The organism is Paenibacillus oryzisoli (assembly GCF_050467285.1).
In the GTDB taxonomy this organism is placed as follows: domain Bacteria; phylum Bacillota; class Bacilli; order Paenibacillales; family NBRC-103111; genus Paenibacillus_E; species Paenibacillus_E oryzisoli_A.
Genome location: NZ_JBCMUN010000020.1, coordinates 271,813 through 284,609 on the forward strand (window position 1 = coordinate 271,813; position 12,797 = coordinate 284,609).

The following is a 12,797-nucleotide window of genomic DNA, read 5'->3' on the forward strand; positions in this document are numbered from 1 at the left end:
TAGACGGACACTTCAAAGCACATCCGATTTTGCAAGATTTTAGTTGAAAACTGAAACATTTACGTTCGATCCCCTGCTATACACTTTTTTGATGGATCACTAAAGTAAAGCTCGAAGGGAGTTGATAAGGGAACTCGTGTTGGAAGCGTGTGTTTGATAAAGATGTGAGAATGAATCTTTTTGTAAATATGCCAAGAAAGGATTGAGGTTTATGTTAACGATTCGATTTAAAAAGTTTACGCAATCATTTGCAATCGCTTTCATTTTGGCTGTATTGTTGTTCTTCACTTTACAACCCGCGGGAATTGTACATGCGGCGAGCACCACATACTATGTTGATTCGGTTAACGGAAGCGACAATAACAGCGGGATGTCTCCATCTTTGGCATGGAAGTCACTCAGTAAGGTGAATAGCAAGACTTTTAATCCAGGAGATAAGATCTTATTCCACGCCGGAGAGATGTGGACAGGCATGCTCCATCCGTTGGGATCAGGTGTAAGCGGTTCCCCAATTGTCATTGACATGTACGGAGATGCATCAGGCGGCAAACCTTTAATCCAAGCAAATGGTTTGACCAACGATGCCGTGCTTCTGCAAAATCAGCAGTATTGGGAAATCAACAACTTGGAAGTCACGAATACCGCGACTACTGTAGGCGACTTCAGAGGCATTCATGTCTATGGCGTCGATTACGGCGGCACATTGAACCATATTCGTATTAATAACGTATACGTTCACGATGTCAGAGGCGAGGTTTTATGGGTCAGTTCTAACGGATGGGATGCTGCCAAGAATACAGGTGGAATCGTAATCAATGCCGGCACAAACAACCCCACGAACCCTATAAAAAGCATCTTTAACGACATTGTGGTCGAAAATTCAAGGATTGAAAATAATTCATTCTCAGGGATTACCACGAAACAGTATTTCGGTGACAAATCAGGTGCAACACTTGTTAACTGGGGCAAACGTTCGTCTGCCACTGACACCAATTGGTCTCCGTTTACGAATATCACGATCCAGAATAATTACATCGACAATTCCAATTACAGCTTCGGTTCCAATGGCATGCTCTTGGAAGACGTTCAGTACGGCACGGTTTCAAACAACGTGATCAATCACGTAGGGACTTGTGGAATCGAGTTGGGTCAAAGCGATAGCGTAGTTGTCGAGAAAAACGATGTGCGCGATACAGTCAAAAGTTCATCTGGCGGCGTTGATTTCAACGCCATTGATCCTGACTTGGCCACAACGAATATCACTGTGCAATACAATTACATGCACAATAACGGAGAGGGAGTTCTCCTTTGCCAAACTTGTTTCAATGGCTTCGGGGGCACTGCTGTAGTTCGCTACAATATCTTCGAAAACCAAACCAGCAGTGATATTCATCTTGCTTCGGGCGCTGGCGTGAACGTGCAGATTTACAACAACACCTTTTATAATAACAAGGGCACTTATTTTGTAAGCGGAAATACCGGAGGTACCTATACGTTCAAGAACAATATCTTTGATTCCACAGTAAGCGGTGCGAATTTGGCTACCGGAGGCGGAGTTACCTATAGCTACAACAGCTACAACAATGTAAGTGTTCCAGCTACGGATACCCATGCGGTTGTTGGTGATCCGAAGTTTGTCAACCCTGGAACGGGCGGTACGGCTACAGCAACATCAGGACCGGCATTGTATAGCTTGGGGGGCTATCAATTGCAGTCGACTTCTCCCGTTAGCAATGCTGGCGCATCCATTTCGGGCAATGGAGGCGTGGATTTCTGGGCAAATCCCTTATATAACGGTCTCCCAGCGATCGGGGCAAATGAATACTATAGCGACACAACATCACCAACTTCACCAACCAATTTGACGGTGACTGCTGTGTCAAACAACGAAAACGATCTGAATTGGACCGCTTCGACGGACAATATGTTCGTGTTTGCGTATCTTATTTATCGCAACGGAACGCAAGTTGGCACAACATTGGGCTTAACCTCGTATAAGGATACAGGCTTGACCGCATCGACCTCGTACAGCTATACGGTGTATGCTAAGGATTCAAGAGGAAATATTTCACCGGTAAGCAATACATCAACGGCTTTAACGCAAGCAACTAGCGAAACACAAGCGCCCACGGTACCGACCAATCTTGCGGCGACTGCCGTGTCCAACAAACAAATCAACCTGAGCTGGACTGCTGCAACGGACAATGCAGGCGTGGCTAAATATCTGATTAAACGCAATGGTACACAAGTCGGCATCACGGATGGTTCGACGACCTCGTTTATGGATAAGGGCTTGCTGGCATCGACCTCGTACAATTATGCCGTGTATGCAAAGGACGCGGCGGGCAACATTTCATCAGTGAGCAATACGGCTGCAGCCACGACTCTAAGCGCACCAACTATTGCGACCTACGCCATTAACAGTAATTTCGATAACGATACGGTAGGGGCGGCACCGTCTGGCTGGACCATCAGCAACGCCAGCACCAGCAACTCGGTTACAGTTGTGGCAAACCCAAATTCAACCAATCATAGCGCTCAAATCAATAAGCCCAATACGAGCGGATTGACGGGGATGTACCAAACCTTTACGCCTTTAAGCGGGCCAGTGATCGTGAAATACCGTGTAATGAGAGGCGATACATCAACGTTTTTCAGTCTACCGTATATCTACGATAGCGCAGGTAATAAAGCGATATCCGTCGCCTTCAATAACGGCAGCATTCAAGCCTATGAAGGAGCCACAATGGTGACGCTTCGGCCCTTCACTGCTAATACATGGTACGATATCGAAGTGGTGCTCGATACAGCTACTGACATCTTTGATCTTTATATCAACGGGATACAAGTAGTTTCTGAAGCACCAATGCGTACCGCGGTATCCAGTGTCAACAAGATCCAGTTCTATGCAGATAGTTCTAATTCAGGAACAGCTTATATCGACTATATTCAAGTAGGGAAGCCGTCAGCCGTCGCGCCAACCATTGCGACCTATACCATTAACAATAATTTTGATAGCGATACGGTAGGTTCGGCACCGTCTGGCTGGACCATTGACAACGCCAACACCAGCAATTCGGTTACAGTTGTCGCAAACCCAAGCTCAACCAATCATAGCGCTCAAATCAATAAGCCCAATACGAGCGGATTGACGGGGATGTACCGAACATTTACTCCTTTAAGCGGGCAAGTAATCGTGAAATACCGTGTGATGAGAGGCGATATCTCAACCTACTTCAGTCTCCCGTATATCTACGACAGCATTGGTAATAAACCTATTTCCGTAGCCTTCAATGCAGGAAACATTCAAGTCTTTGAAGGAAGCACACTGACGACGATTCAACCATTTACTGCTAACACATGGTACGATATCGCCGTAGTCCTCAATACAAATACGGACACATTTGATTTCTATATCAATGGTACGCAGGTCGTAGCGGGAGCTGCACTGCGTACCGCGGTAACGAATGTGAGCAAGATTCAGTTCTACGCCGATAATGTCAATGCAGGAACAGCCTTTATCGACTATGTTCAAGTAGGTCAGTAAAGAGGTCTCCTGTACAATAAAAATGTAAGAACACTGAGGCGCTGCCGTAACTGGCAGCGCCATCATTTTGTTTAAAAGTGTGGTCTTATCATCAATAAGCGCTGAAGAAATTCGTGTGAAATAGTGAAAGAACTTCATTCGATGCATAATGTAACCGCCGAGCGAAGCCTTTTATAATACAAATATAGACGACAAGCGACAAGTACGTACTAGCGCTTTGAACAGGAGTTGAGCTATCGATGAAAAGTACTGTACTGCAAACGGACAGTTTGCCGGCAGGCAAGAAAAAAGTAAAAATCCCGTTTTTGAGCCGTTGGGAATCGCCTGTAGCCGGATATTTGTTTTTATCTCCGTGGCTGCTTGGCTTTTTCTTACTGACCCTGGGGCCGATCTTGATGTCCCTCTATTACTCGTTCACGAACTACTCGTTGTTGGATGCGCCGCATTGGCTTGGCACCCAGAATTATCAGCGAATTCTGACAGAGGACGATACGTTTCGTCAATCGATTAAAGTAACGCTGCTCTTCGTGCTGTTCTCGGTGCCGGTGAAGCTGATTGCCGCGCTGCTCGTGGCGATGCTGCTGAACAAGAACATCAAGGGAATCTCCTTTTACCGGACGATGATCTACTTCCCTTCCTTGATCGGGACAAGTATTGCTGTGTCGATTCTATGGAAAAATATTTTCAGCAAAGACGGCTTTATCAACCAAGCGCTTGCGCTCGTCGGCATCCACGGGAAGTCCTGGATTGCAGATCCGGATACGGCGCTCGGCACACTCGTACTGCTGATGGCGTGGCAATTCGGCTCCGCGATGATTATTTTCCTTGCCGGTCTCAAGCAGATTCCGCGGGATCTCTATGAAGCGTCTTCGGTGGACGGAGCAAACAAATTTCGCCAATTCTTCACGATTACCCTGCCGATGTTGTCGCCGATTCTGCTATTCAACTTCGTGCAGTCGACGATCAACTCGTTCCAGATGTTTACACAGGCCTTCATCATTACGAACGGCGGGCCGGTCAATTCCACGTTCGTGTATGTGATGTACTTGTATGAGAGAGCATTCTCGAAGTTCCAAATGGGCTATGCTTCCGCGCTGGCCTGGATCTTGCTGGTTATCATCGCATTGGTAACGGCGCTCATTTTCGCGACGTCCAAATACTGGGTGTATTATGAAACGCAAGGAGGAAAGGGGAAATGATCGCACAGCGCAAAAGCTTCACACATCTCCTTCTCATTATTTTCAGTTTGCTTATGATGTATCCGATCTTCTGGTGGCTAGGCGCTTCGTTGAAAACCAACGATGAAATGCGTTCTCCGAACTTATTCCCGGATACGTTGCACTGGTCGAATTACTCCGAGGGCTGGGTTTCCGTGCCGAACTATCATTTCGGCGTGTTCTACTGGAACAATGTGGAGCTCATTGCAGGCGTCCTTTTTACGAGTATCATCTCCTGCTCGCTTGTCGCGTTCGCGTTTGCCCGGTTGGATTTTCCGCTTCGTAAAATATGGTTTGCGATCCTGTTGGTCACGCTGATGCTGCCGACGCAGGTTACGATTGTGCCGCAGTATGTGCTCTTCAGCAAGCTGAACTGGATCAATACGTACTTGCCGTTTTACGTGCCGCATCTGTTGGCTGGCGGTGTCGGCGGACCGTTTTTTATCTACCTGTTGGTCCAGTTCATCCGCTCCATTCCGAAAGAGCTGGACGAGTCGGCTAAAATGGACGGCTGCTCCTGGTTCGGCATCTATTGGCGGATCGTCATTCCGCTCACGAAGCCGGCGCTCGTGACGGTAGGCATTTACTGCTTCCTCTGGAACTGGGACGATTTCTTCGGTCAACTGCTTTACATCAACTCGGTCGATAAATACACCGTTAACTTGGCGCTCAAGTTGTTCATCGATTCGCAAGGTACAGTGCCGTGGGGACAAATGCTGGCGATGTCGCTCGTATCGGTGCTGCCTGCCGTCGTGATCTTCTTCCTCGCGCAAAAGCACTTTGTGGAAGGGATTGCTTCGGGGGCGTTAAAAGGATAAGCTTGAGCATATGAAGGAAGCTGCTGCCTGTGCTGCAGCTTTCTTTGCATCATAATCGGAGGAACGGCTATGCTGAAAAATCCATTTAAAACATACCGCATTACCGGGGTTTATTTTTTTAGCTCGGCGATTATTATCATCTTGCTTATTGGCATTGTGAGCGCGGTCAGCTATTCGGGGACGTCCAGGCAGGTGGCGAGCAACACGTCCTACTATCAGCAGCGACTGCTGAACGAACTGAGCAAAAAGGTGAGCACAAGTCTCATCGGCATCGAACAAACGTCCTTAACGGCGGCCAAAAACCTGGATCTTCTCTACAATCGGTTGCAGGACAGTGATGCCTATGAGCGGTTGCGCGTAGAGAACGAGCTGAGAAGCCAGCTGAACTACCTTGTATTCGGAACGCCGATTCTACAATCGATTCATGTTTACGCCAACTATCCCTTCACGTCCGATACGCAAGCGCCAGTGACGTTTAATACGCTCAGCAAACTGCAGCAGGAGCCTTGGTACGCCAGCATTGTGGATACGGACAGCGCTTGGCTTGGCGAGCATACGATCATCTCCAACGGGCGTGAAGAGTCGGTGATAAGTTTCGCGCGAAAGGTGATTAATAATAGCAATCAATATTACAGCCTGATGGTGTTTAACATTAAAGTCAGCTCCATCAAGCAACTGATCTCCTCGGAGGACGACATGGCCAAAATGGCTTTGTTGGACGCGGCTGGCCGGTTGATTGCGCATTCCGGCGAGGAAGCTAACCTGCAGGCCGCTACCCGGACGCTGAACGGCGAAATGGTCCAACCGAGCGGTTCTTTGCGTTCCGGCGACGATTTTTTTGTCTGGGCAAAGTCGCCGGATGCGCAGTGGACGCTGTTCGAGGTGAGTTCATGGAACGAAATGACCAAGGGCAGCAAAAGCATGGCCAAGCTGTTCCTGCTGCTCGGTGTCTCGACGATCGTGCTCGTGCTGCTCATCACGCTCTTTCTATCCCGCCGGTTCATGAAGCCGATGAACCAACTGGTACGTGCGATGGGCGAATTCTCGCCCGGCGAAGCCCAGACCTTGCCGACCGACTACACGAACGAGTTCGGCAAACTGTTTCATGGCTATCGCAAGCTGACGCACCGGATCGAGGATTTGTACGATTCGCTGGACGAGAAGCATAAGCAGCAGCGGGCGGCGGAGCTGAAATCGCTGCAAACGATGATTAATCCGCATTTTTTATATAACACGCTGGATCAGATTAATTGGACGGCAATCGAAGCCGGGCAGGACAAAATTAGTGCGATGCTGGCGCAGGTGGCGAGCATGTTCCGCCTGGTTCTGACGAACACGGACAGCCTTGTCGCGGTGTCGGAAGAGATTGCGCACATCGACTGCTATCTGAAGTTTCAGCAGCTTCGCTGGGAGGAGCGGCTGACGTATACGGTGGAGATTGACGATGACGCCAAAGATTGCTTGATGCCGAAAGTGATGATGCAGCCTTTTATTGAAAATGCATTCGTGCACGGCTTTCATGGCGTTCGGGCGGCAGAACTCCGGGTTCGCATCTCTCGCGAGGACAATCAACTGCATGTGCAGATTACCGACAACGGCCGCGGACTCGCCGACAATTGGCAGCATAAGCCGCGAAAGCGCGGGGGCTACGGGCTGCGCAATGTTCGGGAACGGCTGGATGCGCTGTTTGGCTCGCAGTATCGTCTATCCCTCGTCAACCGAGAGCAAGGCGGCGTACAGGTCGATATTCTTTTTCCAATCTCAGAAAAATAGGGACTTAAAGGAGCTGACAAACAATGTGGAAAATTGCCATTGTCGACGACGATTTTCAAGTGCTGCGCGGACTTCGGCATATCATCCCGTGGGCGGAGCTGGATGCGGAGTTTGCCGGGGAAGCGATCGACGGTGAGGAAGGACTCGAGTTGGTTCGCCGCGTGGGGCCGGATATTGTCATTACGGATTTATATATGCCCGGCATCAGCGGGATTGAAATGATTGAGAAGCTGCGCGGGGAAGGCTTTGCCGGGCGATTCGTTATTCATAGCGGATATACGGATTTTGAGTACGCTCGCCAAGCGATTCGGCTCGACGTCGACGATTACTTGAACAAGCCGATTACGGTGGATCAGATTCGTGAGGTACTGTTTCGCACCATTGGCCGGCTGGAAGACTCTTATCTGGAAAATATGGAGAAAAAGAAGCTCATTTCGTTTGTCCAAAATTACGAGAAGCAGACAGCCTCGGAACAACTGGCCGGTTTGCTGAACGGCACCGTGCAGGCGAATGCCGCCGCCGAGCTGAAGCTGCCGGGCCCCCGCTCGCACTGGGAAGACCGCGACCAACTGACAGCCGTGGTTGAACTGGTCAAAACCGACCGCATCACCGATATTTCGGTGGCAGATTGGCACTTGTTCCGTTTTGCGATGTCCAATGTCGCGAAGGAACTGACGTTAACGGAATGGCCGGAGGCTGAATTCGTTTGGTTGCTTGGCGCCTATTCAGCTTTTGTGCTGCACATTTCCCGCGAGGAATCGCCGGAGAGCTTAGCGAAACGGCTCGCCCATTTCACGGAGCTGGTCACGGACAGTATGCAGCGCTATCTGGGGCTAACGGTCAGAATTGGGCTCGGTCAGCGTAAATCGAGATGGACCGATCTGAAAGCTTCCGTTGATGAAGCCTTCGAAGCGTTGAACGCATCTTCCCCAGGCCAAGGTGCGATGGAGCTTGTTCGCAGGCTCTCTCATGCGCTGCAAAGAAACAGTGAAGAAAACTTATGGAGCCATTTGCAAGCATACATGGACAAGCAGGAGGCCGCTGCTTTGGGTGGAGATACCAAGCTTTTCTATAAGGTGCTCGCTACCGAGCTGTGGACGCTACTGCAGTATGCGGCCGGACAGGTGGATATGGCGATCACGGAAGAGGAAGATAACGGTGCTGCGATCGCGATCGTAGATACTGTGATGAATCGGCACGATCTCGAGAGCTACCTGAATGCCAAGGTGAAAACGATCGGAATCAAGCGTCAGCCGGTCATTTCCCAGAAGCATAAGGCGGCGGTAGATTTTATGATCGGCTACATTCACGAGCACTATGCCAGCGATCTGACGATGGACGAGCTAGCTGGGAAATTGTTCATTTCCAAAAACTATTTAAACCAATTATTCAAAAAGGTGACCGGCGAAACGTTCATGAACTATGTCATTCGGGTGCGTCTCGAGAAAGCGAAAGCGCTGCTGCTGGAGGGCAATTATTTGATTTATGAGGTCGCCGAGCAGGTCGGATACCAGAATGTGCCGTATTTTAGCACGCTATTCAAGAAATACTGCGGGATGAACCCGAGCGATTTGCTGAAAAAATAACGATTTCGCGCTTTAGTTTGAAATACTGAAAGAAATGAGTTCGATACCCTCATGTACCATTTCACCTTTCGGCGTTACGATAAACATGTAAATTCGACATATGCGAGAGGGGATTCTACCAATGAAGAAAAGACTATTAACAGCAGCGGTTTCACTTGTGGTAATGGCTTCACTATCGGCTTGCGGCAGCAATAACAGCTCCGAGTCTTCGGCAACACCAAGCAGCTCGGCCAAGCCGGCGGAGACGCAAAAAGCGGCAGAATCGACAACGCCTGTCAAGCTGCGGATTGCATGGTGGGGCTCGCAGGAACGCCACGATGCGACACAAAAAGCGCTTACCCAATATACGGCGCTGCATCCGAACGTTACTTTTGAAAGCGAATTCTCCGGTTGGGACGGCTACTTCGATAAGCTGGGCGTGCAGTTTGCAGCGAAAAATGCACCGGACATCATTCAGATGGATGCCGCTTACCTGAACGAATATGTGGCTCGTAACTTGGTTGCCGATCTCGGCAGCATCAACGTGGCTGACATGGACAAAGGCCTCATCGAGTCTGGTAAAGTGAATGGCAAGCTTTACGCGATGCCACTCGGTACTGCAGCTTTCGGAATGGTTTACGACAAGACGGTGATTGAGAAGCTTGGGCTAAGTGCTCCAGCATGGGATTGGTCGTGGGACGATTACTACAAATTTGGACAGGAAGCCAAAGCGAAGTTAGGCAAGGATAAGTATGTGTTCGCAGATCAAAGCTCCGACCTCTACGATTATACCGCCTATCAATTGAGTCAAGGTAAAGGTCAGGTGTTTACTGATAACAAGCTTACCATTGATAAGGATACATGGATTAAATATATGACGAAGCAGGATGAGCTGCGGAAGGCTGGAATCGTCACGCCTCCTGACATGACGGTAACGGATAAAGAACTCGATCCGAAGCTGGATAACGTCGTGAATGGCAACGCAATTGCAAGACATCTATTTTCCGCTTCTGTAGGTTCCATCAACACCCTTAAACCAGATTCCTTTGGATTTACAAGCCTTCCTAAAGCTGCTCAGGCAGGAGGCTGGCTCAAACCAGGCATGTTCTGGAGCGTAAACGCCGGTTCGAAACAGCAAGAGGAAGCGAAGAAATTCGTCGAGTGGTTTATTAATGATCAGGAAGCCGGCAAAACACTCGGGTTGACGCGTGGCATTCCGGGCAATGCGAAAGTTGTTAGCACGCTTTCTCCAACGTTTAGTGCAGCAGACAAAACGTCGCTCGAATTCATTAATAAAGTTGCACCGACTGCGCAAAAATTCGTTGCGGAGCCGCAAGGCTGGGGCAACTTCAAGGTGGATTACAAAAAGATCGTAGAGAAATTAATGTTCGGTAAAGCAACGCCGGAGCAAGCGTACGACGAGATGATGAAAAAAGCGAAAGAATACGATGATGCAGTGAAAAAATAAAGGCAGATGAAATCATGGCGTTGTCGCTTCGGACGACGGCGCCATGGTTTTTTTATTCGGAGAGGACGTGGGCAGGATGGAAAAGAGGAGTTCAGACCAGGTTGTGCGCTGGCAGGGGGCAGTACGGATTCACGTACAGATGGAGCAGACATCTCCGGTGCAGCATGCGCTGCGGATGCTGTTTCGCGATTTCGCTGCGGTGTTGGGGGTGGAACCTGAACTGGTCGATAGCCCGGCCCAGGCGGAGATTGTTGTACGGCAAGATGTGGATGGCGATGCATGTCCGCCGCATCCGGAGGCGTTTGCGATTCGTTTCTCGGCGGCGGCCGAGACGAGCGAGGCAGTTCTTACGATTGCGGCGCGGGATGATTTGGGGTTCGTATACGGCATTTTACATGTGAGCAGGGTGTATTTGGGTATTGAGCCTTTCTGGTTCTGGGCGGATCAAACCATCGTGAAGCGTGAGACGGTTGAGGTCCCTTGTACAGCGTACGACGCACCAACCAGCAAAGTCCGCTTCCGCGGCTGGTTCGTGAACGATGAGGTATGCCTCATCGGCTGGAAAGAGCCGTACCCGCCATCCCGCGAGGTGTGGCTGCCGGTGTTCGAGGCTTTGCTTCGCTGCGGCGGCAACATGGTCATTCCGGGCACGGATTTGCCGAAAACCGGCGTTCATGCCGAGCTTGCGGCGGAGATGGGGCTGTGGCTGACGCATCATCATGCAGAGCCTCTGGGCGCGGAAATGTTCCTGCGCGCCTACACCGGCCGTTCGGCCAGCTACAAGGAGGCGCCGGAGCTGTTCGAGCGGCTGTGGCGCGAGGCGATTGAGAAGCAGAAGGACGATAACATCCTGTGGGTGCTCTCGTTCCGCGGGCAGGGCGACAAGCCGTTCTGGGAAAACGATCCTTCCTTCGATACGCCGGAGAAGCGCGGCGGGATGATTTCTTACGTCATTCAGCGGCAGTATGACATGATTCGCGAGAAGGTCGCCGATCCTGTGGCATGTGTAGCGTTGTACGGGGAAATCGCGGAGCTGTATAAGGAAGGTCATGTTAAAATGCCGCCTGATGTTATTAAAATTTGGGCCGATAACGGTTACGGCAAAATGGTGTCGCGCCGGCACGGCAATCTGAACCTGCGAGTTCCGGCTTTGCCGGCACAAGGGGATGGAGGTCGTCACGGCATTTATTACCACGTGACGTTCCATGATTTGCAGGCGTCGAACCATCTTACGATGTTCCCGGGCAGCGCCGATTTCCTGAAGCAGGAAGTGGAAGGGGCTTTTGCGTCCGGCGCAAACGAGTACGTGCTTGTGAATAGCGGCAACATTCGCATGCACGTCTACACGCTCGATATTCTTCGCGAGCTGTGGCAGCACGGCGAAATTGACACCGCGGAGCATCTGCGTCAGTTCACGTCTCACTACTATGCGGGACATCATGCGGAGATTGCGGAGCTGTACCGCAGCTACAGCGAGGCGGCAATCCCGTACGGGCCGAACGCCGACGACCTGGCCGGGGACGAGTTCTATCACCACCCGGCGCGGCGTATCGTCGGGCACTGGCTGCAGGGCCGGAGCGGCGAGCTGGACCTTGGATTGATCTGGGCGGCGCCGGGGGCGGAGACTTTTGCCGAGCAGGTGCGCCGGTACGAGGCGCGGTGCGAAGCGGGAGCTGCAAGCTGGGCGGCTTGGCTGGAGCGGTGCGACGAGTTGGTCGAGCATCTGCAGGAGGACGATCGCAGCCGTGTGATCGACCAGCTGCGGCTGCAGGGCGTACTGCACCAGTCGGGCGCGGAAGGCTTCTTCTGGCTGTGCCGGTCGTTCGCGGCGGCAAGTCAGGGCCAGTATCCGCAGGCGTTCGTACACGCTTCGCAAGCGATGTGGAGCTATCAGCGCGGACTGCAGGCGCTCCGTGAATCCGAGCATGGCAAATGGGAACGCTTCTACAGCGCAGATTGGCTGACCAATGTGCAAAGCACAGTGGATAATATGGACACGCTTCGCCGGTTCTTGCGGATGCAAGGAGATAGCCCGGACTTTTTCTTATGGTACAAGGAATATCTCATGCCGGAGACGGAGAAGTACATCTATCTCGAGAATACGCACCGTAATCCGTTGTCGGATGATGAATTGGCGGCGCAGTTGCAGCAGTTTTTCGGGCTGTAGAGAGGATAGTGAGAACAGAAATGAAATCCTTTTTAAATGAAAATTTCCTGCTAAAGAACGAAACGGCCATACGATTATTCCATCAATACGCCAAAGAGCTTCCGATTATTGACTATCACTGTCACCTCAGCCCCCAAGAAATTTATGAGAATAAACAATTCAGCAACATTACGGAAGCTTGGCTGTATGGCGATCACTACAAATGGCGTTTGATGCGTGCTAACGGCGTCGAGGAGTCCAAA

General features: G+C 50.7%; 8 protein-coding genes. All 8 read left to right on the forward strand.

All coding sequences use genetic code 11. The features are described 5' to 3' along the window. The first annotated feature begins 211 nt into the window (after window positions 1-211). On the forward strand, window positions 212-3,547 hold the full coding sequence (locus ABE504_RS28655) for a right-handed parallel beta-helix repeat-containing protein (protein WP_430095438.1): 3,336 nt from the start codon (window positions 212-214) through the stop codon (window positions 3,545-3,547). A gap of 239 nt (window positions 3,548-3,786) precedes the next feature. After that, the gene (locus ABE504_RS28660) at window positions 3,787-4,746 is read left to right on the forward strand and encodes a carbohydrate ABC transporter permease (RefSeq protein WP_430095440.1); all 960 of its coding nucleotides are present in this window, start codon (window positions 3,787-3,789) and stop codon (window positions 4,744-4,746) included. Next, on the forward strand, window positions 4,743-5,582 hold the full coding sequence (locus tag ABE504_RS28665; RefSeq protein WP_430095442.1) for a carbohydrate ABC transporter permease: 840 nt from the start codon (window positions 4,743-4,745) through the stop codon (window positions 5,580-5,582). The genes ABE504_RS28660 and ABE504_RS28665 overlap by 4 nt, the downstream gene beginning before the upstream one ends. A 69-nt stretch (window positions 5,583-5,651) precedes the next feature. Further along, window positions 5,652-7,355, forward strand: coding sequence for a cache domain-containing sensor histidine kinase (locus ABE504_RS28670; RefSeq protein ID WP_430095444.1), 1,704 nt, complete (start codon window positions 5,652-5,654; stop codon window positions 7,353-7,355). 23 nt (window positions 7,356-7,378) lie between these two features. Beyond that, window positions 7,379-8,941, forward strand: a complete 1,563-nt coding sequence (locus tag ABE504_RS28675) for a response regulator transcription factor (protein WP_430095447.1) — start codon at window positions 7,379-7,381, stop codon at window positions 8,939-8,941. Window positions 8,942-9,062: 121 nt separating this feature from the next. Further along, window positions 9,063-10,388, forward strand: a complete 1,326-nt coding sequence (locus ABE504_RS28680) for an ABC transporter substrate-binding protein (RefSeq protein ID WP_430095449.1) — start codon at window positions 9,063-9,065, stop codon at window positions 10,386-10,388. 76 nt (window positions 10,389-10,464) lie between these two features. Then, window positions 10,465-12,555: a glycosyl hydrolase 115 family protein gene (locus tag ABE504_RS28685; protein ID WP_430095451.1), complete on the forward strand. Its 2,091-nt coding sequence runs from the start codon at window positions 10,465-10,467 to the stop codon at window positions 12,553-12,555. Window positions 12,556-12,575: 20 nt separating this feature from the next. Further along, a partial coding sequence (locus tag ABE504_RS28690; RefSeq protein ID WP_430095453.1) for a glucuronate isomerase occupies window positions 12,576-12,797 on the forward strand: 222 nt, incomplete at its 3' end.